The sequence below is a fragment of the Tsukamurella paurometabola genome (assembly GCF_900631615.1).
Classification (GTDB): Bacteria; Actinomycetota; Actinomycetes; order Mycobacteriales; family Mycobacteriaceae; genus Tsukamurella; species Tsukamurella paurometabola_A.
Window position 1 is genome coordinate 2463825 of record NZ_LR131273.1, and the last position, 22766, is coordinate 2486590.

A 22766-nucleotide genomic window follows, 5' to 3' on the forward strand; every position below is an offset into this window, starting at 1 on the left:
TGTCCGGGTCGGTAATCCGGCGCGCATGAAAATCCAGGTCTGAGGAGACTGCAACAGTGATTCAGCAGGAATCGCGGGTGCGGGTCGCCGACAACACGGGTGCTAAGGAAATCCTCTGCATCCGCGTGCTCGGTGGCAGCTCGCGCCGCTACGCCGGCATCGGCGACATCATCGTCGCCACCGTCAAGGACGCCATCCCCGGCGGCAACGTCAAGCGCGGCGAGGTCGTCAAGGCCGTCATCGTGCGGACCGCCAAGGAGCGCCGCCGTCCGGACGGCTCGTACATCAAGTTCGACGAGAACGCCGCTGTCATCATCAAGAACGACAACGACCCTCGTGGCACCCGCATCTTCGGCCCGGTCGGCCGCGAGCTGCGCGACAAGAAGTTCATGAAGATCGTTTCGCTGGCTCCGGAGGTGCTCTGACATGAAGGTGCACAAGGGCGACACCGTCATCGTGATCTCGGGACCCGACAAGGGCGCCAAGGGCAAGGTCGTCGAGGCCTTCCCCAAGGCTGAGAAGGTCCTCGTCGAGGGCGTCAACCGGATCAAGAAGCACACCAGCACCTCCGCCACCGCGCAGGGCGGGATCGAGGTCAAGGAGGCCCCGATCCACGTCTCGAACGTGATGGTCGTCGACTCGGACGGTAACCCCACCCGCGTGGGCTACCGGACCGACGAGGAGACCGGCAAGCGCGTGCGGATTTCCCGCAAGAACGGGAAGGACATCTGATTATGAGCACCGCTGAGAAGACCCAGCCCCGGCTGAAGGCCCGCTACCGCGCCGAGATCAAGGACGCGCTGAACAGCGAGTTCAAGTACGACAACGTCATGCAGATCCCCGGCGTCGTCAAGGTGGTCGTGAACATGGGCGTCGGCGACGCCGCCCGCGACGCCAAGCTGATCAACGGCGCCGTCAAGGACCTCGAGCTCATCACCGGCCAGAAGCCGGAGATCCGCAAGGCCCGCAAGTCCATCGCGCAGTTCAAGCTGCGTGAGGGCATGCCCATCGGCGCGCGCGTCACCCTCCGTGGCGACCGCATGTGGGAGTTCCTCGATCGCCTCACCTCGATCGCGCTGCCCCGTATCCGCGACTTCCGCGGCCTCAACGGCAACCAGTTCGACGGCAACGGCAACTACACGTTCGGCCTGAACGAGCAGTCGATGTTCCACGAGATCGACGTGGACTCCATCGACCGCCCGCGCGGTATGGACATCACCGTCGTCACCACTGCCACCAACAATGAGGAAGGCCGCGCGCTGCTCAAGCACCTCGGCTTCCCCTTCAAGGAGAACTGAGCCATGGCAAAGAAGGCGCTGGTCAACAAGGCCAACAAGAAGCCGAAGTTCGCCGTCCGCGCGTACACCCGTTGCAACAAGTGCGGCCGCCCGCACTCGGTGTTCCGCAAGTTCGGCCTCTGCCGTGTGTGCCTGCGCGAGATGGCGCACGCCGGCGAGCTCCCCGGTGTGCACAAGAGCAGCTGGTGAGTGAACCCCGGGCCTGACCCGGGACCGATACGCGCGAAGGGCGCGCATCCGCTTCGGCGGGTGCGCGCCCTTTCGTCGTGGCCGGTGTCGTGGCCGGTGTCGTGGCCGGTGTCGCGTCCCCCCCGGGGCGGCCGCGCGCGGTGCGCAGGGCGATTCGCATCACGAAACGGGCGACGGATTCACAGAGTTACCCGCCTGTTAACTATGCTGTCATCTCATGTTGGTGCGTGCAGACTTCGCGCTCCCGCGAGGTCCGCGCGGTGAGCAGCCCCGCCGCGGGATCCGGAACCGGCCGTGGTGGGTATGGGCCGTGCTCGCGGTCGTCGTCTTCGTCCTGGCGATCCAGGCGGCCGCGATGGCCTACGGCCTGCCCGGCCCCGTCGAGGGCCTGGCGAAGGACTTCGTCGGCCGCCCCGTCACCGGCGAGGTCAAGGTCGCGGCGCTCGCGCTCGCACTGATGTGCATGCCCGCGCGCCTGCGCCTGCCCTTCGTCGGGGTGGTCGCCGGCACGGAGGTGCTGTTCAACGCCGAGCGCCTCGCCGCCGGGTCGCCGCTGCACTTCGGCAACGGCGTGATGTGGGGCCTCGTCGCCCTCGCCGCCTACGCCGGCCTCCGGCTCACCGGCCGTGAGCGGGCGGCGGCGCTCAAGGCCGCCGGCGTCGCCGGGATCCTCATCGTCGCGAACGCCTGCTCCGCGGTGTGGCTGGGACTCACGATGGAGGCGCTGCCCTACGTCGCCGACCACTTCGTCGAGGTCGCCGACCGCGCGCTCGGCAGCCCGTCGTGGGTGATGGGCCGGTTCGTGCAGGAGCACGGCTGGTACCTGTGGCTCATCACCAAGGTCTACACCTACCTCCCGGTGGGCGCCGCGGTCGTCGCCTTCTTCCAGTTGCGCCGCAGCTCCACCAAGGGCTTCCCGCGGCACCACATCGTGAAGTCGTTCATCCTGATCGGCGCGATCGGCCCCATCGTCTACTTCCTGTTCCCCGTCGTCGGGCCCGCGTACGCCTTCGGCAACGAGGTCGCCGGTGCCGGATGGATGAACGTCTGGCCGCACGTCGTGCCCACCTCGCTCGAGCCCGTCTCCGCGTACTTCAGCCAGGCCGCGCCGCGCAACTGCATGCCCAGCCTGCACACCGCCTGGGCCACGGCGATCCTGCTGCACTCCCTGCGCGGGCCGCGGGCGCTCAAGCTGTTCGGCGTCTTCTGGTGGGTGTGCACGATCTCCGCGACGCTGGGCCTCGGTGCCCACTACGGCGTCGACCTCATCGCCGGCTTCGTCTTCGCCCTGACCCTTGAGGCCGCACTGGTCCGCCCCGAGGACGGCTGGCACGCGCGCCGGATCGCGACCGTCGTGGGCGGTGCCCTGACCTTCGTCGCGATCCTCCTCGCGATCCGCTACCTCAGCGTGCCCATCGCGCAGAGCGGCTACCTCGCCGCCGGCGCGCTCCTCGGGGCCGCCGGCGCGATGGCGGTCGCCTACGCGCGCATCGCCCGGCCCCCGTCGGCCGACGGTGCCGCCGCGTCCCCGCCGATCGGGGAGCGGGCGCTCGCGGCCTGACGACTACGCTGAGGGCGTGAGTGGTTCCGATGCGTAACACGGCCATCGCAGGAGTGCTCGGCGTGGCGGCGATCGGGCTGATCGTCCTGCGCTTCACGCCCGCCTACGGAACGCTGCTCCTCGGCGGCGCTCTCATCGTGGGGATGATCGTGCTACTGGGCGGCAACGGCGACCCGGCGAAGGCCGTCCGCAACGACCCGTTGCGCTTCGTCGACGCCCCGCCCGAGCCGCGGGTGCGGCCGAAGCCGGCTGCGGCGCCCTCGGGCCGGGCGGCGTGGGAGCGCGCCACCGGCCGGCACGACACGGTGCTCGGCGAGTACGCGGCCTACGAGCTCGACCCCGAGATGCTGCTGCGTTTCCCCGCGATGTGGGACCTCAGCTCGCCGAAGGTGATCGCCTTCCACGACGCCCTGGAGCGCGCCGGCGCCCTGCGCACCGACGAGTACCCGGGCGACGCGGCGGGTGCCGAGTACGCGGACGCCGTGACCGACCTGCGCACCAGCTGGTACGCGGCGGATCGGCATGCCCGCAGCACCGGCTCGGCCGGGCTCGCCGAGGAGGACGTGCGCGATCTCGACCGCGGCCTCAAGCTGTACCGGCACGCCGCGTCGAGCGTCGCCGCCGAGCGGGCCGCATACCTCGGCCAGGTGGTCAGCACCGTCGATCGGCTCGTCGATCGCGGGGTGCTCCGCGCGCAGCCCCGCTTCCGCGCGGAGTTGGAGGCGCAGGCCCGCAAGGCGATCGAGGGCTGAGTCGCGGCGGGTGCTTCCGCTCCCAGCTGGGGGCCGGTGTCCCCGGCTTCGGCTGGTCTCCCCGCGACTGCAGTCAGTGGGAGTGCACGTTCCGACCGGGAGTCCGGCTCCCTGCAGGGGCGAACACGCTGCGAGCACGACGCGCGGCCGCGACCGATGTCCGAAATGAAGTGACAATTGTTGCGTATGATGTTGATGTGACTGTTGTGACTCGACGGGTTCTGTTGGGGACCGCCGCCGCGATGCCGGCCGTGATGCTGGCCGCGCGCGCGGCCGCCGACCCGGGCTCCGGGGCGGGAGCGGGCGGAACCGTGGGGCCGACGGCCCCGGGCGCGACGACACCCGGCGCGGCTCCGGCCGGACCCGCTGCGCCCGCCGGACCCGCAGCGCCTGCCGCGCGATGGACGCCCGAGCGCGCACAGCAGTGGCGCACCCAGAACCCGTGGATGGTCGGCGCGAACTACATCAACGCCAACGCCGGGAACCAGTTCGAGATGTTCCAGGCGCAGACCTTCGACCCGAACCGGATGAACCTCGAGCTCGGCTGGGCCCGCGGCCTCGGCATGACCACGATGCGGGTCTTCCTGCAGGACCAGCTGTGGACCGCCGACCCCACCGGCTTCGTGCAGCGACTCGACCAGTTCCTCACGATCGCCCACAACAACGGCATCAAGATCATGTTCGTGCTGTTCGACTCGTGCTGGGACCCGAACCCGAAGCCCGGTGTGCAGCGCGAACCCACCCCCGGCGTGCACAACTCGACATGGGTGCAGAGCCCCGGTGCCGCGGGCCTCACCGCCGCCGACACGGCCGGCCTGCAGGCGTACGCGACCGGCGTGGTCAAGGCCTTCGCCAACGATCCCCGCGTGGTCGCCTGGGACGTCTGGAACGAGCCGGAGAACCTCGCCGACTCGTACCCGCTGAGCCCGCCCGACAAGGTCGCCCGCGTCGCGAAGCTGCTGCCGCAGGCCTTCGCGTGGGCCCGCGCCGGGAATCCGACGCAGCCGCTGACCTCCGGCGTCTGGGCCGACACCCGCCCCGAGATCCGCGCCATCCAGTTGGAGCAGTCCGACGTCATCAGCTTCCACAGCTACGACCCGCCGGAGAAGTTCCGCGCCATGGCCGCCGACCTGGCGAAGCAGGGCCGGCCGATGCTGCTGACCGAGTACATGGCCCGGCCGCAGGGCAGCACCATCGAGACGATCCTGCCGATCTGCAAGGAACTCGGCATCGACGCCTACCAGTGGGGCTTCGTCGCCGGCCGCAGCCAGACCTACTACCCGTGGGATTCGTGGAAGCAGCCCTACGTCGGGGCGCGGCAGCCGCAGCAGTGGTTCCACGACCTGCTCTGGCCCGACGGTCGCCCCTATAGGGACGCCGAGGTCGCGACGGTCCGCCGTCTCACCGCCGCACGCACCTGATCACGGAGCGGCCTTGACGAAGGTGCCGTCCGGGCGGAAGTAGGCCTGATCGTCGGAGCCCGGGCCGAGGCCCAGTCTCAGCAACGGAGGGAGGCCGCCGCGCATCCAGCCGGGGGAGGTCGTATCGCCCGCGACCTCCAGGGAGATCGCGTGCGCGTCGATCGGCGGCACGGCGGAGCGTCGCTCGAGCTCGGCGCGCGCCTTCTCGATGCCGGCGGCCGTGATCGCGGTGAGCGCGAACGCCCGGCTGCTCGTGCCACTGGAGTCGTACAGCCGGATCTCCGGGAACCGCCCGACGGTCTCCTTGAGCGTGCCGTTCCTGCTGCCGGTGACCCGGATGTCGATGGTGCCGGGATTCGCCGAGCCGACGCTGGAGGCGTTCTCCGCGAAGACCCGGTACTCCAGCTCGTCGAGGACCGGCATCGCCGGATCGATCCCGTGGGAGCGCAGCAGGCGTTCCGCGGCCGGCAGCAGGCCGTCGACCTTCGCGAGCGCCAGGTTGTCCGGCAGGTTCCCCGCCTGGTCGGTCTCGAACTTCACCCGCGAGGTCAGGTCGAAGGTCGCGACCAGCTTCTTGTCGGCGCTGCGCCGCGCGATCACCACGCCGTCGGACGACGACCGCCTGGACAGGTCGACGCCGAGCCCGCGCGCGCTGTCGTCGACCCTCCTCCGCGCCGCGGTCACATCCAGGTTCACGATATCCGCAGAACGGAACGCGGCGTCGGCGCGGTCGTTGGTCGACGTGCTGCTCGGGTCGTACCACTCGTCGCTGGACTGCGAGTAGTTCGCGGAGATCCGCTGTCCCTTCGCCAGGTCCAGGACGTCCACCCGGGTGGATTGCTCGTCGATGTCGATCGACAGGACCGAGTCGGCCCCGCCGGGCAGGAGGTCGCCGGCCTTCGCCAGTGCACGACGGAGCTCGGCCGATGGGTCGATCGGCTGTTCCTCCTGGGCGGCGAACGCCGACGATCCGCGGCCGCCGGTCTCGGTCAGCACGATCGTCGCCGGGATGCCGGCGGAGACGATGACGATGCCGGTGGCGAGGGCGGCCGCCCACGCGGCACCGGGCGGGGCGGACCGCAGCCGTACGGCGAGGACGCCCGCGACGACGACGGTCGCGACGGCCAGCACCAGCGACGCGGCACCGTCGGTCGCCACCGCCGCGACCAGGCCCACCGTGGTGAGCACCGCGAGCAGGGCGACCGTCAGGGTGGTGGACACGGCCCTCAGGGTATCCGGCGGCAATCACGGTGAGTGCAACCGCTGTGCTCGCGCCCGGACCGGACATATGGTCCGCGGACAAGCGCCCGTTCCCTCCAGGAGTGATCATGACCGCATCCGCCACCGGCACCCTCGCCGCCATCATCGACGCGACCGACCAGGCCGTCACGCGCAACACCGCCAACGCGCACGTCGTCTTCGCCGCGACGGCGGTCCCGCAGGGCACCGTCGGCAGTGTGACGACGGCGCGGCAGCACACCCTCGTCGTGGACGAGCCGCCGACGCTCGGCGGTGACGACACCGCGATCAACCCGGTCGAGGCGTACCTGGGTGCGCTGCTGTCCTGCCAGGTGGTGACCTACCGGTTCTACGCGGACAAGCTGGGCATCACGATCGACGAGCTGCGGCTCAGCGCCGAGGGCGACCTCGACGTGCGCGGTTTCTTCGGCCTCGACGAGAACGTCCGCCCGGGCTTCACCGCGGTGCGGGTCACCGTCGACATCACCGGGCCGGACACGGAGGAGCGATACCGCGAACTCACCGAGACCGTCGACGCGCACTGCCCGGTCCTGGACCTCACCCAGAACGCGACGCCGGTCACGACGACGCTGCGCGTCGGCTAACCGGCGACGTCGCGGACCGTCAGCCGCCGGAACCCCAGGGCGAGAAGCGCGAGGGTCGTCGCCAGGATCACCGCGGTCGCAACGGGATCGAGCGAGTCCATCGGGAGGCGCCCGAGCCAGTGCAGCGGCGACGTGTCGCGGAGCCACTGCGGCATCCGGAGGGTCTCCGCGAGCAGCGCCACCAGGAGTGCCCACACCGGCAGGGCCCAGGCCAGTGCCGCCCGCCGGGGTGACCACGCGAACAGTGCCAGCGCGACCGAGGTGATCAGGGCGGCCGCTGCGCCGTAGACCAGCACCGCGCCGGCCGCACTGGTGGACGTGGGCCACGGCGATCCGGCGAGCGTCGCACCGGTGCCGAAGGCGACCGCGCCGACGACCAGCACCGCGACGATCTGCGCTGCGACCACCGCACCCGACGCGGCCACCCACGCGGGACGGGAGACTGCTCCCGACAGCACGAGGGCGAAGCGCCCGGCCGATTCCTCCGCTGCGAGCCGTCCCACCATCTGCACCCCGACCCCGGCGGCGGCGACCCCGATCACGACGGTGCTCAGGTACACGAGTGCATCGTCGGGGGCGCCGGACCCGGATCCGGTGAGGGCGCGGGCGATCTCGGGATTGCCGCCGATCATCGACCTCATCTCCTGGGCGAGCAGGCCCATCACCACACCCCAGGCGGCCACCCCCGCGAGCCATCCCGCCCCGGACCCCCGGCTGAGGTGCGCGGCGAGCGCGAGCGGGGTGCGGATGCGCCCCGTGGCGGGCCCCGGACGCGGTGGGAGCACACCGGCGCCGAGATCGCGCCGGGAGCGGAGCCGGAGGGCGGCGGCGCCGGCGAGGATCGTCGTCCCGGCCAGGGCCAGATAGGGCCACGCGGGCGGCGCGGTGCTGAACGGTCGCGCGGCGGCCAGCCACGACGCGGGCGTGAGCCACGGCAGATCCAGTGACCGGCCGTCGACCACCGCTCGCACGAGGTAGAGCAGGCCGAGGACGCCGAAGGCGAATCCGGCGGCACCCCGGGCCGACTGCACCACCTCGCCGCAGAGGAACCCGAAGCCCGCGACGGTGCCGAGGTAGAGCGCCACCGCCAGCGCGTACCGGGCGGAGCCCGCACCGTCGTGCCCGACCGCGGTCGCCCCGATCGCGATCCCGGTGGCCGCGGCCGCGATGGCGGCGAAGGTCACTGTCATCGGCGCGGCCAACGGCGCGAGCCGACCGACCCGTGCCGCCGTCACGAGGTCCACCCGGCCCAGGTCCTCCTGGCCCCGCGCGGACCGGATCGTCAGGGCGAGGACGAGAGCGGGGAGCACGAGGAGGCCGAAGAAGCCCACCTCGTAGGTGGCGATACCGCCGATGGTGTCGAGGTCGTGCCCGCGGCCGTTGATCGCCGCGGTGGCGGGGGAACTGCCCATCGTGGCGGCGTACCGGGTCCGCGACTCCGCGGTCTCGAACAGCGAGAGCACCCCGGTCATCACCGCCACCGCGATCCCCGCGATCCCCGCGACCGTGACCGCGGTCTGCACGCCCATGGTGCGCAGGTGCACGCGGATCAGCGCCGTCGTGCCGTGCAGTTCGCCGCTCACGACGGCACCGCCGTCCGCTCGGGCTGCTCGCCGCGGTAGTGGTCGAGGAACATCTCGTCGAGCGAGGGCGGCTGCACGGTGATGGCGCTCGCGTCGGCGGCGAGCAGCGCCGCCAGAGCGGCGGGCACCGCTTCGTACTGCGCTCGCGCGACGGTGTGAATCCGGTCGCCGGTGCTGCGCTCGTCCATCACGGTGACGCCGGGCGTGGTGCGGAGGGCGGCGATCGGCGCGGCCGTCGTGCAGGAGAGGGTGGCCGCGGCGTCGGCGCGCAGCGAGTCGAGGGTCCCGACACGGACGATCCGGCCCGACCGGATGATGCTCACCCGGTCGCAGAGCGCCTCGACCTCGCCCATGATGTGGCTGGACAACAGCACCGAGGTGCCCTCAGCGGCGAGCTCGCGCACCACCGACTGGAACTGCGCCTCCATCAGCGGGTCGAGGCCGCTGGTCGGCTCGTCGAGCAGCAGCAGATCGGCGCGGGTCGACAGGGCGGCGACGAGGGCGACCTTCTGTCGGTTGCCCTTCGAGTAGGTGCGGGTGCGCCGCGTCGGGTCGAGTTCGAACCGCTCGATCAGGTCGTCGCGGCGACGGGGATCGGGACTGCCCTGGAGTGCGCCGAGCAGGTCGATGCACTGGCCGCCGGTGAGGCCGGGCCACAGCGCCACGTCGCCGGGGACGTAGGCGAGGCGACGGTGCGCCGCCACCGCGTCCGACCAGCCGTCCGTGCCGAAGATCCGGACGGTACCGGCATCCGGGCGGATCTGCCCCAGGACTGCGCGGATCGTGGTCGATTTGCCGGCGCCGTTGGGGCCGAGGAAGCCGTGGATCTCGCCGGGGTGGACGTGCAGGTCGACGCCGTCGAGGGCGACGACCCGTCCGTAGGACTTGGACAATGCCGTGCAGTCGAGGGGAAGTGATGACATCGGTGCCCTCCCGTAGTCGAGAACGTCGTGGCACCGATCCTCCCACCAATCATGCATACATTGCAATATCTTTATGAATTAGCGGTGCCCGTCGGACTCGGGCGGCGCGACAGCGCCTACGAGGAGGGCGTCCGGGGTCCCGTCGCGGCCAGCGCGCCGTAGAACAGCAGCAGCGACGACGCGGCGGCGAAGTTCAGTCGCAGGTCGCGGGCGCGCACGTGCAGCCCGACGGCCGTGCAGAAGTACAGCGTCAGCATGATCGCGGTGAGCCGGGCGAGTCCCGGCCACCGCGGCGCCGCCGCGAGCCCGAGCGCCGAAGCCCCCTTGACCAGCGGGAAGAACCAGCGGCCACCGTCGGGCCAGCCGACGTCGTCGAGGCACTTCGCGACGTACGGGATGGGCTGGACGCAGATCGCGGCGTCCACCGCCTGCCCGGCGGCGGCCGCCTGATAGAGCCGGGGATCGCGGACGAGATCGTTCACCGAGGACATGATCCTCACGCTAGGCCGCCGGGCGTCCGGGGACAAGAGGCCGCCGATTCGACTCTGACCGGCACTTTCTCTACACTAGTGAGGTTGCCTGTCGTGCTTCGAGCACGGCCGGCGCACTTCCCCGAACCGGTTCGCCGGTCCGGAATCCCTGCAGTGCAACGGTATTGCAGGACGGTTTGCTTCGTAGTAGGCCCACCGTCGGACGTTCCAGGCCCGTCTCCCGCGCTGTCGGGGATGGGCACCAGATCGCCGTCGATGCATGGGAACCGCTGCGAGAAAGGTAGACGGACACTGTCATGACCATGACTGATCCGATCGCAGACTTCTTGACCCGTCTGCGCAACGCCAACTCGGCGTACCACGACGAGGTGACGCTCCCGCACTCGAAGATCAAGGCGAACATCGCCGAGATCCTCAAGGCCGAGGGCTACATCACCGACTTCCGTACCGAGGACGCCGAGGTGGGCAAGAACCTCGTCGTCTCGCTGAAGTACGGCCCGAGCCGTGAGCGTTCGATCGCCGGCCTGCGCCGCGTCTCGAAGCCCGGTCTGCGCGTGTACGCGAAGTCCACCAACCTGCCGAAGGTCCTGGGCGGCCTGGGCGTGGCGATCATCTCCACGTCCTCGGGCCTCCTCACGGATCGCCAGGCAGCCAAGCAGGGCGTGGGCGGCGAAGTCCTCGCTTACGTCTGGTAAGGGGACAGGAACTTATGTCGCGAATTGGTAAGCACCCCGTGGTCGTTCCCGCGGGCGTCGACGTGCAGATCGCCGGCCAGGACGTCACCGTCAAGGGCCCCAAGGGCCAGCTGGCGCTGACCGTTGCCGAGCCGATCTCGGTGTCGAAGAACGAAGAGGGCGCCATCGTGGTGGCCCGCCCCGACGACGAGCGGCGCAACAAGGCGCTGCACGGTCTGTCGCGGACCCTGGTCGCCAACATGGTGACGGGTGTGACCGAGGGTTACACCAAGAAGATGGAGATCTACGGCGTCGGTTACCGCGTGGCGCTCAAGGGCAAGGACCTCGAGTTCTCCCTGGGCTACAGCCACCCGGTCCCGATTGAGGCGCCCGAGGGCATCACCTTCGCGGTGGAGAGCCCCACCAAGTTCTCCGTGTCCGGCATCGACAAGCAGCAGGTCGGCCAGGTCTCGGCGGTCATCCGCAAGCTCCGTCGTCCCGATCCCTACAAGGGCAAGGGCGTGCGGTACGAGGGTGAGCAGATCCGTCGCAAGGTCGGAAAGACGGGTAAGTAACTCATGGCAACTCAGACTGAGAACATCAAGCGCATCCCGAAGGGCAAGGACGTCTCGACGCGCCGCCGCACGTCGAAGGCCCGTCGCCACTTCCGTCTGCGCAAGAAGATCGAGGGCACCGCGGTCCGTCCGCGGCTCGCGGTCAAGCGCTCCAGCCGCCACATCCACGTCCAGCTGATCGACGACCTCAAGGGCCACACGCTGGCCGCGGCGTCGACCCTGGAGGCGGACGTCAAGGCTGCGGGCGGCGACAAGTCGGCCCAGGCCAAGAAGGTCGGCGAGCTCATCGCCGCCCGTGCCAAGGCTGCCGGTGTGGAGGCCGTCGTCTTCGACCGTGGTGGCAACAAGTACCACGGCCGGATCGCCGCGCTCGCGGACGCCGCTCGCGAAGGCGGGTTGACGTTCTGATGACCTACACCACCATGTTTTCCATCGAAGGAGAGGCAGCCTGATGCCCGGACGTCAGCGTCGTGACGGCGGCAACAACGGCCCCGCCGGAAGCAACGAGAACTCGAACGACCGCCGCGGCGGTCGGGGTGGCCGCGACCGCGATCAGCGCGGTGGCCGCAACGAGGCCGAGAAGAGCAACTACATCGAGAAGGTTGTCACCATCAACCGTGTCTCGAAGGTCGTGAAGGGTGGTCGTCGCTTCAGCTTCACCGCCCTCGTGATCGTCGGCGACGGCCAGGGCATGGTCGGCGTCGGTTACGGCAAGGCCAAGGAAGTTCCTGCGGCCATCCAGAAGGGCGTCGAGGAGGCCCGGAAGAACTTCTTCCGCGTCCCCATGATCGGCAACACCATCGTGCACCCGGTTCAGGGTGAGGCCGCGGCCGGCGTCGTGCTGCTGCGTCCCGCCAGCCCGGGTACCGGTGTCATCGCCGGTGGCGCCGTGCGCCCCGTGCTCGAGGCGGCCGGCGTCCACGACGTCATCGCCAAGAGCCTGGGCTCCGACAACGCCATCAACGTGGTGCACGCGACCGTGGCGGCTCTCAAGGAGCTGCAGCGTCCCGAGGAGGTCGCGGCTCGTCGCGGCCTGCCCATCGAGGACGTCGCCCCGGCCGGCATGCTCCGCGCCCGTGCAGGCCAGGGAGCGTAAGTCATGGCAGAGCTGAAGATCACCCAGGTGCGCGGCACCATCGGGACCAAGAAGAACCAGCGCGACAGCCTGCGCACCCTCGGCCTGAAGGGCATTCGCAAGAGTGTCGTTCGCGAGGACACCGCGCAGAACCGCGGCCTGATCCAGGTCGTGTCGCATCTCGTGGAAGTGGAGGAGGTGTAACCGATGGCCATCAAGCTGCACGATCTCCGTCCCGCCAAGGGCGCGAAGACCAGCAAGACCCGCGTGGGTCGTGGTGAGGGCTCGAAGGGTAAGACCGCGGGCCGTGGTACCAAGGGCACCAAGGCGCGCAAGAACGTCCCCGTGGCGTTCGAGGGCGGCCAGATGCCGCTGCACATGCGGCTGCCGAAGCTCAAGGGCTTCAAGAACCGCAACCGCGTCGAGTACCAGGTGGTGAACGTGGGCGACATCGCCCGCCTGTTCCCGCAGGGCGGCACCGTCGGTATCGACGAACTCGTCGCCGCCGGTGCGGTTCGCAAGAACCGCGTCGTCAAGGTGCTGGGCGACGGCGAGATCACCGTCAAGGTGGACGTGACGGCGACCAAGGTCACCGGCGCCGCCAAGGCGAAGATCGAGGCCGCCGGTGGCACCGCCACCGAGCTCGCCGCCAAGGCCGAGGCCTAGTCCTCGCGCTGCGCAACGTGGACGCCGCGGTAGGCGCCGGTCACCGGTGCCTACCGCGGCTCTCGTTTCGCTCGTCGACGGTGCCGCCTGCCTCCTGCCGGGCGGTACACGCCGTGAACAGCCGCGATGAGTGCGGCTGTTAGAGTTCATACGTTTGCAGGATTACCCATGAGGACGACGTGCTCCGCCGCGCGCGGAGCAGGTGTCCACGAGCGTGGGGCGGCCCGCCCGGGCCGCCCGGCTGCCAGGAGGATGTGTGCTTTCGGCCCTAGTCCCGATCTTCCGGACCCCGGAGTTGCGGCGGAAGATCCTGATCGTCCTGGGCATCCTCGTGCTCTACCGGCTCGGCGCCACGTTGCCCTCGCCCGGTGTGAACTTCGGGACGATCACCGAGTGCGTCGACAAGGCCACGAGCGGCGACAGCGGTCAGGTGTACTCCCTGATCAACATGTTCTCCGGCGGCGCGCTGCTGCAGCTGTCGGTGTTCGCGATCGGCATCATGCCGTACATCACGGCGTCGATCATCATCCAGCTGCTCATGGTGGTCATCCCGCGCTTCGAGACCCTGCGCAAGGAGGGCCAGGCCGGGCAGGCGAAGATCACGCAGTACACCCGCTACCTCACGGTGGCGCTGGCGCTGCTGCAGGCCACGGCGATCGTCGCGATGGCCTCGCGCGGCAACCTGCTGCCCGACTGCCCCGGCATCCTCGACGACAACGGCATCTTCTCCCTGTCGGTCATCGTCGCCACCATGACCGCCGGCGCCATCCTCGTGATGTGGTTCGGTGAGCTGATCACCGAGCGCGGCATCGGCAACGGCATGTCGCTGCTCATCTTCGCCGGCATCGCCTCGCGCCTGCCCGCCGACGGCCAGCAGATCCTGCAGAGCCAGGGCGGCCTGACCTTCGGCCTCGTCTGCTTCGCGGTCTTCCTGATCCTCGTCGCCGTCGTCTTCGTCGAGCAGGGCCAGCGCCGCATCCCGGTGCAGTACGCCAAGCGCATGGTCGGCCGCAAGATGTACGGCGGCTCGTCGACCTACCTGCCGCTCAAGGTGAACACCGCCGGCGTCATCCCGGTCATCTTCGCCTCGTCGCTGCTCTACCTGCCGCAGCTGGTGATCCAGCTCGTCGCGGCGGACTCGACCGCGGGCTGGGTGCAGTGGATCCAGACGAACCTGGTGAACCCCGGCAGCACCTGGCACATCGTGATCTACTTCGCGCTGATCATCTTCTTCACGTACTTCTACGTCGCGATCACCTTCAACCCGGAGGAGCGCGCGGACGAGATGAAGAAGTTCGGCGGCTTCATCCCGGGCATCCGCCCCGGCAAGCCGACCGCCGACTACCTGAACTACGTGCTGCAGCGCATCACGCTGCCCGGTTCGCTGTACCTCGGCATCATCGCGATCCTCCCGAACCTGTTCATCGAACTCACCGGTAGCGGCTCCAACATGAGTAACCTGCCGTTCGGCGGCACGATGATCCTCATCATCGTGGTCGTGGCGCTCGACACCACGAAGCAGATCGAGAGCCAGTTGATGCAACGTAACTACGAAGGATTCCTCAAGTGAGACTCGTTATTCTCGGCCCTCCCGGCGCGGGCAAGGGCACGCAGGCCGAACGACTGTCGGAGAAGTACGGCATTCCGCACATCTCGACGGGCGACCTGTTCCGCGCCAACATCAGCGAGGGGACTCCGCTGGGGGTCGAGGCGAAGAAGTACATGGATGCGGGCGAGCTCGTGCCCTCGTCGGTCACCGTCGACATGGTGCGTTCGCGCCTGACGGAGCCGGACGCGAAGAACGGCTTCATCCTGGACGGCTTCCCCCGGTCCACCGACCAGGCGGACTCGCTGGCCGAGATCCTCACCGAGCGCGGCGAGAAGCTCGACGCCGTGGTCTCCTTCGAGGTCCCCGAGGACACCGTCGTCGAGCGCATGCTCGCCCGCGGCCGCGCCGACGACACCGAGGACGTCATCCGCAACCGCATGCAGGTGTACGCGAACCAGACCGCTCCGCTGCTCGACTACTACGGCGACTTCGTCACGCACATCGACGCCGTCGGCACCGTCGACGAGGTGCTGGGCCGCGTGACCGCGCAGCTCGACAAGTGAGTCGATTCCGCCGCAAGAAGACCGTTCCCTTCCGCTCCGCGGGGGAACTCGACGCGATGGCCGCCGCGGGCGCCGTCGTGGGCCGCGCACTCGTCGCGGTCCGCGACGCCGCCCGCGTCGGCGTTTCCACGCTCGAACTCGACGAGGTCGCCGAGACGGTGATCCGCGAGGCCGGCGCCGTCCCGTCGTTCAAGGGCTACCACGGCTTCCCCGGCTCGATCTGCTCCTCGGTCAACGAGGTCGTGGTGCACGGCATCCCGAACCGGGAGACGGTGCTCGCGCAGGGCGACCTGGTCTCCATCGACTGCGGCGCGATCCTCGACGGCTGGCACGGCGATTCGGCGTGGACGTTCGGCGTGGGGGAGCTGTCCCCGGAGGACCGGGACCTCTCGGAGGCCACCCGCCTCGCGATGGAGGCCGGTATCGCCGCCATGCTCGACGGCAACCGGCTCACCGACGTCTCGCACGCCATCGAGACCGCCACGTACGCGCAGGCCGCGCGCCTGGGCCGCGACCTCGCGATCGTCGACGGCTACGGCGGCCACGGCATCGGCCGCGAGATGCACATGGAGCCCTTCCTCGCCAACGAGGGCGATCCGGGCAAGGGCCCGCACCTCGTCATCGGCTCGACCCTCGCGATCGAGCCGATGCTCACCCTGGGCACCCCCGACACCTCCGTCCTCGAGGACGACTGGACCGTCGTCACGGACGACGGTGCCCGCGCCGCCCACTGGGAGCACACCGTCGCCGTCACCGCCGACGGTCCGCGCATCCTCACGCCCCGCCCGGAATAGGACTTGACCCTCACGCGACGTGAGGCCGGAGAGTGGTCGACGTGAACGAAGGAAAGCCCGGATCGCGCACCGTCGGTGCGATCGCGCGGATGACCGGCGTCAGCGTGCGCACCCTGCACCACTACGACGAGATCGGACTGGTGGTGCCGTCGGGACGCACGTCGGCGGGGTACCGCGTGTACGACGATGCCGACGTCGAGCGCCTGCATCAGGTGCTCACGTACCGCGAGCTGGGATTTCCCCTCGAGCAGATAGCGACCCTGCTCGACGATCCGTCGGCCGACGCGATGGCCCACCTCGAGCAGCAGCGCAAGCTGCTGTCCGAGCGGATCGACCGTTTGCACCGGATGGTCGCGGCTGTGGAGGACATGATGAACAGCAAGCAACAGGGCGTCCAGCTGACCGCGGAGGAGCAGGCCGAGATCTTCGGCGACAACTGGATGGGCGAGGAGTACGCCGCCGAGGCGGAGGAGCGCTGGGGCGACACCGACGCCTGGAAGCAGAGCGCGGAGCGCCAGAAGAGCTTCACGAAGGACGACTGGCGCGAGATCAAGGCGCAGGGCGACGAGGTGAACGCCGCGTTCGCGGACGCGCTGGCGCGCGGTGTGCAGCCGGGGTCGGCGGAGGCGAACGAGCTCGCCGAGCGGCACCGCGCGGGCATCGAGCGGTTCTACGACTGCGACCACGCGCTGCAGGCGTGCATCGCCGAGATGTACGTCGCCGACGAGCGGTTCACGAAGTACTACGAGGAGATCGCCCCGGGTCTCGCGCGCTTCGTGCGCGACGTGGTCGTCGCGAACGCGGAGCAGCAGAAGTAGTCCTCGGTCCTTCGTCGAGGTCAGTACGCTGGTCGTGTGGACCAGGTGCTCGAGTTCGCCAGGAACTTCTGGTGGTTGGTGTTCCCCCTGGGAGGATCCCTCGCGGGAGGCGTGCGGGCGGTCGGGGCGTGGAACGAGCGCCGGGCCGCCCGCCGCCTCGAGCGGTACCGCATCAAGCAGGAGACCAAGGTCGCGCTCGCGCAGGCCAAGGGCATGGGCCGCATCGACGCGGCGCAGGTCCAGCGGGAGCTCCAGCGCGCCGTCGCGGAGCACGACGACGTCGACACCCGCTGGTTCGGCTACGAGACCGACCTCGCCACGATCCTCGACTACCCGATGATGATCGACATGCGGGAGCCGCTCACCGTCGACTTCCACAAGGCCAAGCGTCGCGCGGACCTGCTCCGCCCGGACGGGCCCGACGGTGCGTCGGCCGCGGACGTCGAGCAGTACCGCGACGCGGTGCACGCCTACGCCGCGGCCTTCGACGTCGCGGAGCAGGAGGCCAAGCGCCGCCGCCGCGGTGACTTCTCGCCGCTGGAGCAGGAGCGGCTCGCCAAGGCGCAGCGGCTGCTGGCCGTCGCGCTCGACGGCTCGGCCACCGGCCCGGAGCGCCAGCAGGCCTACCAGCGCGCCCGCGCCGAGCTCGACGGCCTCATCGACCTGCCGAAGGCCGCCACGGTGGCCCTGGAGAACCAGGTGCGCGCGGCCCTGGAGCGGTGATGACCTGCTACGTGGGGATGAACATCGTGGTGACGCCCACCCGGTCGTACGTGCTCCGCGCCCGGGCGTCGCGAGTGGCGAGGACAGCATCGTTGTCGCGCGCGGCGAACGCGACGAGCGCGTCGTGGACCGCGCCACCGGCGATGTTCCGCGCCGCCGGGATCAGCTGCAGTGGAAAGCTGTCGTCGATCGTCGCAACGGCGTCATCAGGCGCAAGGCGACGCTCGCCGGGGAGACGCGTGAGGACGGAATAGGTCTCCGCGAGGGCGTGCCCGCTGAGGGGGAGGCGCCTGCCTCGCGCCCAGGAGGCGAGCGTGGTGTTCGTGTTCGGAGAACAGGAGCGGCACCGAGACCGAGGTGTCCACCGCGACGAGTGCCGAATCTGTCACCGGCGCCCGGCGTCGATCAGGGCGAACATCATCTCGTCGGTCAGCGGGCCGCCCCCGACGGCGACGAGGCGCCCGTCCTCGTCACGCTCGAGCCGCGCGGTGCGGCCGCCGGGCGTGATCTGAACTCCGCTGCCGTACCAGGAGATATCCACCACCGAGCCAGGTGTGATGCCGAGGGCGTCGCGGAGCTGTTTCGGGACGAGTATCCGGCCCACAGAATCCACTGTTGCTTCCATGGGGCCAATCTACTAGGCGTATCCCAATGCGATCCCAGTGAAATCCCTGCCCGAAGCGGACAGGATTTCGAGAGCGCACGGAAAAAGGCACCCCCGAGTCCGTGACTCGGGGGTGCCTTCAAGAGGAGAACGTGATGTCAGGTACAGCCGCGCTGCACGGCCGCGGTCCAGGCACCGTCGTCCTGGAGGACGGAACGGGCCGCCCGTCGCAACCACCGCAGCGCGCGCATCGCCGGCTCCCTAGGACGCGTTCGCCGCGGCCTTGAGGCCCAGCTGCAGGTCGGCGAGGATGTCGTCGATGTGCTCGATGCCCACGGCCAGGCGCACCAGGCCCGGCGTGACCCCGGCCTCGAGCTGCTCCTGCTCGGTGAGCTGGCTGTGCGTGGTCGACGCGGGGTGGATCACCAGCGAGCGCACGTCGCCGATGTTCGCGACGTGGCTGTGCAGCTGCAGGGCGTCGACGAAGGCCTTGCCCGCGGGCACGCCGCCGGCCAGCTCGAAGGCGACGATCGCGCCGGCACCCTTGGGCAGCAGCGACTTCGCGCGCTCGTGGTACGGCGACGACGGCAGCCCGGCGTAGATCACCTCGGTGACGCCCTCCTGGCCGGAGAGGAACTCGGCGACCTTCTGCGCGTTCTCGATGTGCCGCTCCACGCGCAGGCTCAGCGTCTCGATGCCCTGCGCGAGCAGGAAGGCGTTGAACGGCGAGATCGCGGGGCCCAGGTCGCGCAGCAGCTGCACGCGGGCCTTGAGGGCGAACGCGGGCGCGCCGAGGTCGGCGAAGACGACGCCGTGGTACGACGGGTCCGGGGTGGTGAAGTTCGGGTGCCGGCCCTGCGTCCAGTCGAAGTTGCCGCCGTCGACGATGACGCCGCCGATCGCCGAGCCGTGGCCACCCAGGTACTTCGTGGCCGAGTGCACCACGATGTCGGCGCCGTGCTCGAGCGGGCGCAGCAGGTACGGGGTCGCGACGGTGTTGTCGACGATGAGCGGCAGCCCGTTCTCGTGCGCGACACCGGCCACGCCGGCGACGTCGAGCACGTGGCCGCGCGGGTTCGCGATGGTCTCGGCGAAGAAGGCGCGGGTGTTGGGGCGGACGGCGGCGCGCCACTGCTCCAGGTCGTCCGGGTTCTCCACGAAGCTGACCTCGATGCCCAGCTTGGCGAGGGTGTAGTGCAGCAGGTTGTAGGTGCCGCCGTACAGGTACGGGGAGCTGACGATGTGGTCGCCCGACTCCGCGACGTTGAGGATCGCGAGGGTCTCGGCGGCCTGGCCGGAGGCCACGAGGAGCGCGGCGACGCCGCCCTCGAGCGCGGCGATCCGCTGCTCGACCGCGTCCTGCGTCGGGTTCATGATGCGGGTGTAGATGTTGCCCGGCTCGGCCAGCCCGAACAGCGCCGCGGCGTGATCGGTGTTGTTGAACGTGTACGACGTGGTCTGGTAGATCGGGAGCGCCCGCGCGTTGGTCGCGCCGTCGGGCGTCTGCCCGGCGTGGATCTGGGTGGTCTCGAAATGCCAGTTCGGGCTGTCCGGATTGCTCATGGCCCCGATACAAGTGCACGGGCGCCGCGGTGTCCAGGGTTTGGCTCATACTGTGGAGAAAAGGAGGGCACCGTCGTGGAGGAGATCGTCGCGCTGTACGACGATGCCGGGCGCCCGTCGGGCTCGGCGCCGCGGTCGCGCGTGCGCGCCGAGAACCTGCGCCACGGCACCACCGGGATCCTCGTCTTCGACTCGGCCGGCCGCATCTACGTGCACCGCCGCACCCCGGTCAAGGACGTCTACCCGGGCCTGCGCGACTTCTGCGCGGGCGGGGTGCTGCTGGCGGGGGAGTCGCCCGACGACGGTGCCGCACGCGAGGCCTTCGAGGAGCTCGGCGTGCACGGGGTGGCGCTGCGCCCCGTCGGCGTGCGGGCCTACGCCGACGCACGGACCCGGTTCGTGTGCTTCCAGTACGTCTGCACGTACGACGGTGCCGTCGTGCACCAGCCGGAGGAGGTGGCGAGCGGCGAGTGGATGGCGCCGGCCGATCTGCTGGCGGCCGTCGCGGCGGACCCCGCGGACTTCGTTCCGGACTCGGTCGAACTCGCGTTGCACCTCGTCAGCGCCGGGGGCGGTTCCGGGCAGGATTCGTCGGACGAGTCCGCAGCGCGTAGAATAGACGGGTAGCGCGGCGTTCGGCCGCACGCCCGTCCGCTCAGGAGGGGCACAGGTCGCACACGGCGTCCGCTCAAGACAACAGGATCGTGGAGGGTATGGCGAAGAAGGACGGAGCCATCGAGGTGGAGGGCCGCGTCGTCGAGCCGCTCCCCAACGCAATGTTCCGCATCGAGCTGGAGAACGGGCACAAGGTGCTCGCCCACATCAGCGGCAAGATGCGGCAGCACTACATTCGTATTCTGCCCGAGGACCGGGTCGTGGTGGAGCTGTCTCCCTACGACCTGACGCGCGGGCGCATCGTCTACCGGTACAAGTGACCGCGTAGCGCGCGCATCCGGATACGAGAAAGACCCACCCCGCGGGGTGGGTCTTCTTCGTTTTCCCGGTGCTACACCGCGAGGCGCAGGCCGCCCGCCTGGGCGAGGACGAAGCCCAGGTCCCAGTAGTCGGAGACCTCGGAGCCGTCGCGGCCGGGCTCCGAGGAGCCGGTGGCGTGGATGCCGAGGGCGGCGCCGTCGGAGAGGCGGATCAGCGAGGCGCCGCTGTCGCCCGAGCGCAGCTTGAGGTCGGTGCGGAAGCGGTTGGCCGTGATGTCGGTGACGGTGCCGCAGACCCAGCCGCTGGTGCGGCCCTGGCTGCACACCTTGTCGCCGATCCGGGCCTTGCCGAGCGAGCGCGGGGCGGCCTTGCCGAGGCGGTTGACGAGCGGCACGCCCGGCTTGAAGGAGACCGTGCCCCAGTCGGGGTGCGAGACGTTGGTGGAGACCTCGCGGCCGTCGATGATCTTGGTGGGCGGGTTCGAGGACTTCTCGAACTTGCCGACGGAGATGAGCGCGCGGGCCTGGCCGGGCGCGGGCACGGTGACCTCCTGGCCGACCTTGCCGCAGTGACCGGCGGTGACGCCGACGCGGCGGCCGTCCGGGGTGAGGGCGAGCACGCCGAGCGTGCACGCGGCGACCTCGATGCCGTCGGCCGTCTCGTTCTGCACGACGTCGATCTCGGAGCCGGGGCCCACGACGACGCGCGGCGCGGCGCTCGCCGGGGCGGCGGTGACGAGGAGGGAGGTCGCGACGCCGAGGGCGGCGGTCGCGGCGACGCCCAGGCGGCGGGTGGGGGACAGACGCATCGCGGGGTCCTATCGGATCGAGGGATCAGATCACGGAATCTTCGGTGGTGAATAGTGCATCACCGATCGTTCCTGAGGCTAGCATGAGAGACCCCGTGCGCGCGTCGCGCGTGCGCTGTTCGCGGCTGATTTGGGGCCGACGGCTGCGAAGCGTACACTGGATCATCGCGTGCGTGCGCGGCTTCGTCGTGCCTGCCGTGGCACCCCTCCGGTCACCGGTGGCGGTGCGGGAAAACACTGAACACAACTGGATAGGACTGACGTGAAGGTCAACCCCAGCGTCAAGCCGATCTGCGAGAAGTGCAAGGTGATCCGCCGTAACGGTCGGGTCATGGTGATCTGCGACAACCTGCGTCACAAGCAGCGTCAGGGCTGATCACTGCGCTTCGAGCGGTTCGCCGCTTGAACACACGATGACCTCTCCGCACCAACGGGGGCAGACGAGCCCCTGCGGACCCCCGGTTCGGAGGCCGGGGCCTCGGCCGGCGTGAAAGCGCCGGAATCACCGAGGACGGGCGGGGAGCAGACCTCCGACGAAGAAGAAGGAAACGCCAAGAATGGCACGTCTCATGGGTGTCGATCTCCCGCGCGAGAAGCGCATGGAGATCGCACTGACCTACATCTACGGCATCGGCCGTACCCGCGCGACTGAGATCCTCGACGCCACCGGCGTGAGCCCGGATCTGCGCAGCAAGGACCTCAGCGACGAGGACCTGACCAAGCTCCGTGACTACATCGAGGGCACGGACTACAAGGTCGAGGGCGACCTGCGCCGTGAGGTGCAGGCCGACATCCGTCGCAAGATCGAGATCCAGTGCTACCAGGGCATCCGCCACCGCCGTGGCCTGCCCGTGCGTGGCCAGCGCACCAAGACCAACGCTCGCACCCGTAAGGGTCCGAAGAAGACCATCGCCGGAAAGAAGAAGTAATGCCTCCGAAGTCGCGCGCCACGGGCGCGAAGAAGGGCGTTTCGCGTCGTCGCGAAAAGAAGAACGTCCCGCACGGCCACGCTCACATCAAGAGCACGTTCAACAACACGATCGTCTCGATCACCGACCCCAACGGCAACGTGATCAGCTGGGCCTCCTCGGGCCACGTCGGCTTCAAGGGCTCGCGCAAGAGCACCCCGTTCGCCGCGCAGCTCGCCGCCGAGAACGCTGCCCGCAAGGCGCAGGAGAACGGCGTCAAGAAGGTCGACGTCTTCGTCAAGGGCCCGGGTTCGGGCCGCGAGACCGCCATCCGTTCGCTCCAGGCCGCCGGCCTGGAGGTGGGCACCATCTCCGACGTGACGCCGCAGCCGCACAACGGCTGCCGTCCGCCCAAGCGGCGTCGGGTCTAGGGAAGGTAGGAGAGAGA

Annotated in this window: 31 protein-coding genes and 1 pseudogene; 24 read left to right on the forward strand and 8 right to left on the reverse strand. The window is 69.8% G+C overall.

Annotated features, from left to right (window positions below):
• Positions 1-56: 56 nt before the first annotated feature.
• The 7 genes from rplN to ELY19_RS12310 all read left to right on the forward strand — a co-directional run bounded on the left by rplN (position 57) and on the right by ELY19_RS12310 (position 5221).
• Positions 57-425 (forward strand): 50S ribosomal protein L14, encoded by a 369-nt coding sequence (rplN, locus tag ELY19_RS12280; RefSeq protein ID WP_013128004.1) that lies wholly within the window; start codon positions 57-59, stop codon positions 423-425.
• A 1-nt stretch (position 426) separates the two neighbouring features.
• A complete protein-coding gene (gene rplX / locus ELY19_RS12285; protein WP_126196450.1) occupies positions 427-732 on the forward strand; it encodes a 50S ribosomal protein L24 in 306 nt (101 codons plus the stop codon).
• Positions 733-734: 2 nt separating this feature from the next.
• Entirely contained in the window at positions 735-1298 is a 564-nt protein-coding gene (gene rplE, locus ELY19_RS12290; RefSeq protein WP_126196451.1) for a 50S ribosomal protein L5, read from the forward strand.
• 3 nt (positions 1299-1301) lie between these two features.
• Positions 1302-1487, forward strand: coding sequence for a type Z 30S ribosomal protein S14 (locus ELY19_RS12295; protein ID WP_068522657.1), 186 nt, complete (start codon positions 1302-1304; stop codon positions 1485-1487).
• 217 nt (positions 1488-1704) lie between these two features.
• Positions 1705-3048: a phosphatase PAP2 family protein gene (locus tag ELY19_RS12300; protein WP_126196452.1), complete on the forward strand. Its 1344-nt coding sequence runs from the start codon at positions 1705-1707 to the stop codon at positions 3046-3048.
• A gap of 29 nt (positions 3049-3077) precedes the next feature.
• Positions 3078-3800 (forward strand): hypothetical protein, encoded by a 723-nt coding sequence (locus tag ELY19_RS12305; RefSeq protein ID WP_227966783.1) that lies wholly within the window; start codon positions 3078-3080, stop codon positions 3798-3800.
• A gap of 197 nt (positions 3801-3997) precedes the next feature.
• The gene (locus ELY19_RS12310) at positions 3998-5221 is read left to right on the forward strand and encodes a cellulase family glycosylhydrolase (protein ID WP_227966784.1); all 1224 of its coding nucleotides are present in this window, start codon (positions 3998-4000) and stop codon (positions 5219-5221) included.
• Here the strand turns inward: ELY19_RS12310 and ELY19_RS12315 are convergent, their stop codons facing one another.
• Positions 5222-6442 (reverse strand): hypothetical protein, encoded by a 1221-nt coding sequence (locus ELY19_RS12315; protein ID WP_126196453.1) that lies wholly within the window; start codon positions 6440-6442, stop codon positions 5222-5224. It lies immediately after the preceding gene.
• Between the two features lie 107 nt (positions 6443-6549).
• Between ELY19_RS12315 and ELY19_RS12320 the strand changes: the two genes are divergently transcribed.
• The gene (locus ELY19_RS12320) at positions 6550-7065 is read left to right on the forward strand and encodes an OsmC family protein (protein WP_126196454.1); all 516 of its coding nucleotides are present in this window, start codon (positions 6550-6552) and stop codon (positions 7063-7065) included.
• Here the strand turns inward: ELY19_RS12320 and ELY19_RS12325 are convergent.
• From ELY19_RS12325 to ELY19_RS12335, 3 genes are all read right to left on the reverse strand, one after another.
• Positions 7062-8648, reverse strand: coding sequence for an ABC transporter permease (locus ELY19_RS12325; RefSeq protein ID WP_126196455.1), 1587 nt, complete (start codon positions 8646-8648; stop codon positions 7062-7064). The two genes, ELY19_RS12320 and ELY19_RS12325, sit on opposite strands and share 4 nt — an antisense overlap.
• Positions 8645-9571, reverse strand: a complete 927-nt coding sequence (locus tag ELY19_RS12330; RefSeq protein WP_126196456.1) for an ABC transporter ATP-binding protein — start codon at positions 9569-9571, stop codon at positions 8645-8647. Before ELY19_RS12330 ends, ELY19_RS12325 begins: the two co-directional genes overlap by 4 nt.
• A 116-nt stretch (positions 9572-9687) precedes the next feature.
• Complete coding sequence (locus ELY19_RS12335) at positions 9688-10062, reverse strand: DoxX family protein (protein WP_126196457.1); 375 nt, start codon at positions 10060-10062, stop codon at positions 9688-9690.
• A 296-nt stretch (positions 10063-10358) separates the two neighbouring features.
• Here ELY19_RS12335 and rpsH point away from each other — a divergent pair, with 296 nt between their 5' ends.
• The 11 genes from rpsH (at position 10359) to ELY19_RS12390 (ending at position 17499) form a co-directional block, all read left to right on the forward strand.
• Entirely contained in the window at positions 10359-10757 is a 399-nt protein-coding gene (gene rpsH / locus ELY19_RS12340) for a 30S ribosomal protein S8 (protein WP_126196458.1), read from the forward strand.
• A 14-nt stretch (positions 10758-10771) separates the two neighbouring features.
• On the forward strand, positions 10772-11311 hold the full coding sequence (rplF, locus tag ELY19_RS12345) for a 50S ribosomal protein L6 (protein WP_126196459.1): 540 nt from the start codon (positions 10772-10774) through the stop codon (positions 11309-11311).
• Between the two features lie 3 nt (positions 11312-11314).
• A complete protein-coding gene (rplR, locus tag ELY19_RS12350) occupies positions 11315-11719 on the forward strand; it encodes a 50S ribosomal protein L18 (RefSeq protein ID WP_126196460.1) in 405 nt (134 codons plus the stop codon).
• A 43-nt stretch (positions 11720-11762) separates the two neighbouring features.
• Entirely contained in the window at positions 11763-12407 is a 645-nt protein-coding gene (gene rpsE / locus ELY19_RS12355; RefSeq protein WP_126196461.1) for a 30S ribosomal protein S5, read from the forward strand.
• 3 nt (positions 12408-12410) lie between these two features.
• Positions 12411-12590, forward strand: coding sequence for a 50S ribosomal protein L30 (gene rpmD, locus ELY19_RS12360; protein WP_126196462.1), 180 nt, complete (start codon positions 12411-12413; stop codon positions 12588-12590).
• A gap of 3 nt (positions 12591-12593) precedes the next feature.
• On the forward strand, positions 12594-13052 hold the full coding sequence (gene rplO, locus ELY19_RS12365) for a 50S ribosomal protein L15 (protein WP_126196463.1): 459 nt from the start codon (positions 12594-12596) through the stop codon (positions 13050-13052).
• Between the two features lie 256 nt (positions 13053-13308).
• Entirely contained in the window at positions 13309-14622 is a 1314-nt protein-coding gene (gene secY, locus ELY19_RS12370) for a preprotein translocase subunit SecY (protein ID WP_126196464.1), read from the forward strand.
• The gene (locus ELY19_RS12375) at positions 14619-15164 is read left to right on the forward strand and encodes an adenylate kinase (protein ID WP_126196465.1); all 546 of its coding nucleotides are present in this window, start codon (positions 14619-14621) and stop codon (positions 15162-15164) included. Before secY ends, ELY19_RS12375 begins: the two co-directional genes overlap by 4 nt.
• On the forward strand, positions 15161-15958 hold the full coding sequence (gene map, locus ELY19_RS12380) for a type I methionyl aminopeptidase (RefSeq protein WP_126196466.1): 798 nt from the start codon (positions 15161-15163) through the stop codon (positions 15956-15958). The genes ELY19_RS12375 and map overlap by 4 nt, the downstream gene beginning before the upstream one ends.
• Positions 15959-16047: 89 nt before the next feature.
• Positions 16048-16776: a MerR family transcriptional regulator gene (locus ELY19_RS12385; protein ID WP_232015627.1), complete on the forward strand. Its 729-nt coding sequence runs from the start codon at positions 16048-16050 to the stop codon at positions 16774-16776.
• A gap of 36 nt (positions 16777-16812) precedes the next feature.
• Complete coding sequence (locus ELY19_RS12390) at positions 16813-17499, forward strand: hypothetical protein (protein WP_126196468.1); 687 nt, start codon at positions 16813-16815, stop codon at positions 17497-17499.
• Positions 17500-17506: 7 nt separating this feature from the next.
• Here ELY19_RS12390 and ELY19_RS23820 read toward each other — a convergent pair.
• The 3 genes and pseudogenes from ELY19_RS23820 to ELY19_RS12405 form a co-directional block, all read right to left on the reverse strand.
• A pseudogene (locus ELY19_RS23820) lies at positions 17507-17888 on the reverse strand (PIN domain-containing protein).
• Positions 17885-18124, reverse strand: a complete 240-nt coding sequence (locus ELY19_RS12400) for an AbrB/MazE/SpoVT family DNA-binding domain-containing protein (RefSeq protein WP_126196469.1) — start codon at positions 18122-18124, stop codon at positions 17885-17887. The pseudogene ELY19_RS23820 and the gene ELY19_RS12400 overlap by 4 nt, the downstream one beginning before the upstream one ends.
• Before the next feature lie 240 nt (positions 18125-18364).
• Entirely contained in the window at positions 18365-19666 is a 1302-nt protein-coding gene (locus tag ELY19_RS12405) for a bifunctional o-acetylhomoserine/o-acetylserine sulfhydrylase (protein WP_126196470.1), read from the reverse strand.
• 75 nt (positions 19667-19741) lie between these two features.
• Here ELY19_RS12405 and ELY19_RS12410 point away from each other — a divergent pair, with 75 nt between their 5' ends.
• A complete protein-coding gene (locus ELY19_RS12410) occupies positions 19742-20293 on the forward strand; it encodes an NUDIX hydrolase (RefSeq protein ID WP_227966785.1) in 552 nt (183 codons plus the stop codon).
• Between the two features lie 86 nt (positions 20294-20379).
• On the forward strand, positions 20380-20601 hold the full coding sequence (gene infA, locus ELY19_RS12415) for a translation initiation factor IF-1 (protein WP_005140011.1): 222 nt from the start codon (positions 20380-20382) through the stop codon (positions 20599-20601).
• Between the two features lie 71 nt (positions 20602-20672).
• Here infA and ELY19_RS23505 read toward each other — a convergent pair whose 3' ends face one another.
• Positions 20673-21410: a chymotrypsin family serine protease gene (locus ELY19_RS23505; protein ID WP_164711589.1), complete on the reverse strand. Its 738-nt coding sequence runs from the start codon at positions 21408-21410 to the stop codon at positions 20673-20675.
• 262 nt (positions 21411-21672) lie between these two features.
• Here ELY19_RS23505 and rpmJ point away from each other — a divergent pair, with 262 nt between their 5' ends.
• The 3 genes from rpmJ (at position 21673) to rpsK (ending at position 22749) form a co-directional block, all read left to right on the forward strand.
• Positions 21673-21786, forward strand: a complete 114-nt coding sequence (rpmJ, locus tag ELY19_RS12425; protein ID WP_013127970.1) for a 50S ribosomal protein L36 — start codon at positions 21673-21675, stop codon at positions 21784-21786.
• Positions 21787-21967: 181 nt separating this feature from the next.
• Positions 21968-22339, forward strand: coding sequence for a 30S ribosomal protein S13 (rpsM, locus tag ELY19_RS12430; protein WP_126196471.1), 372 nt, complete (start codon positions 21968-21970; stop codon positions 22337-22339).
• Positions 22339-22749: a 30S ribosomal protein S11 gene (gene rpsK, locus ELY19_RS12435; protein WP_068532990.1), complete on the forward strand. Its 411-nt coding sequence runs from the start codon at positions 22339-22341 to the stop codon at positions 22747-22749. The genes rpsM and rpsK overlap by 1 nt, the downstream gene beginning before the upstream one ends.
• Positions 22750-22766 lie beyond the last annotated feature (17 nt).

What these genes read in the sequence shown, in the direction of transcription:
- ELY19_RS12320 (WP_126196454.1), top strand. Translation starts at nt 6,550, where the DNA reads ATGACCGCATCCGCCACCGGCACCCTCGCCGCCATCATCGACGCGACC.
- rplF (WP_126196459.1), top strand. Translation starts at nt 10,772, where the DNA reads ATGTCGCGAATTGGTAAGCACCCCGTGGTCGTTCCCGCGGGCGTCGAC.
- rplX (WP_126196450.1), top strand. Translation starts at nt 427, where the DNA reads ATGAAGGTGCACAAGGGCGACACCGTCATCGTGATCTCGGGACCCGAC.
- ELY19_RS12400 (WP_126196469.1), bottom strand. Translation starts at nt 18,124, where the DNA reads ATGGAAGCAACAGTGGATTCTGTGGGCCGGATACTCGTCCCGAAACAG.
- ELY19_RS12330 (WP_126196456.1), bottom strand. Translation starts at nt 9,571, where the DNA reads ATGTCATCACTTCCCCTCGACTGCACGGCATTGTCCAAGTCCTACGGA.
- ELY19_RS12300 (WP_126196452.1), top strand. Translation starts at nt 1,705, where the DNA reads ATGTTGGTGCGTGCAGACTTCGCGCTCCCGCGAGGTCCGCGCGGTGAG.
- ELY19_RS12385 (WP_232015627.1), top strand. Translation starts at nt 16,048, where the DNA reads ATGACCGGCGTCAGCGTGCGCACCCTGCACCACTACGACGAGATCGGA.
- infA (WP_005140011.1), top strand. Translation starts at nt 20,380, where the DNA reads ATGGCGAAGAAGGACGGAGCCATCGAGGTGGAGGGCCGCGTCGTCGAG.
- rplE (WP_126196451.1), top strand. Translation starts at nt 735, where the DNA reads ATGAGCACCGCTGAGAAGACCCAGCCCCGGCTGAAGGCCCGCTACCGC.
- ELY19_RS12335 (WP_126196457.1), bottom strand. Translation starts at nt 10,062, where the DNA reads ATGTCCTCGGTGAACGATCTCGTCCGCGATCCCCGGCTCTATCAGGCG.
- rplO (WP_126196463.1), top strand. Translation starts at nt 12,594, where the DNA reads ATGGCCATCAAGCTGCACGATCTCCGTCCCGCCAAGGGCGCGAAGACC.
- rpsE (WP_126196461.1), top strand. Translation starts at nt 11,763, where the DNA reads ATGCCCGGACGTCAGCGTCGTGACGGCGGCAACAACGGCCCCGCCGGA.
- ELY19_RS12405 (WP_126196470.1), bottom strand. Translation starts at nt 19,666, where the DNA reads ATGAGCAATCCGGACAGCCCGAACTGGCATTTCGAGACCACCCAGATC.
- ELY19_RS12305 (WP_227966783.1), top strand. Translation starts at nt 3,078, where the DNA reads ATGCGTAACACGGCCATCGCAGGAGTGCTCGGCGTGGCGGCGATCGGG.
- rpsM (WP_126196471.1), top strand. Translation starts at nt 21,968, where the DNA reads ATGGCACGTCTCATGGGTGTCGATCTCCCGCGCGAGAAGCGCATGGAG.
- rplR (WP_126196460.1), top strand. Translation starts at nt 11,315, where the DNA reads ATGGCAACTCAGACTGAGAACATCAAGCGCATCCCGAAGGGCAAGGAC.
- ELY19_RS23505 (WP_164711589.1), bottom strand. Translation starts at nt 21,410, where the DNA reads ATGCGTCTGTCCCCCACCCGCCGCCTGGGCGTCGCCGCGACCGCCGCC.
- rpsK (WP_068532990.1), top strand. Translation starts at nt 22,339, where the DNA reads ATGCCTCCGAAGTCGCGCGCCACGGGCGCGAAGAAGGGCGTTTCGCGT.
- rpsH (WP_126196458.1), top strand. Translation starts at nt 10,359, where the DNA reads ATGACCATGACTGATCCGATCGCAGACTTCTTGACCCGTCTGCGCAAC.
- rpmD (WP_126196462.1), top strand. Translation starts at nt 12,411, where the DNA reads ATGGCAGAGCTGAAGATCACCCAGGTGCGCGGCACCATCGGGACCAAG.
- ELY19_RS12295 (WP_068522657.1), top strand. Translation starts at nt 1,302, where the DNA reads ATGGCAAAGAAGGCGCTGGTCAACAAGGCCAACAAGAAGCCGAAGTTC.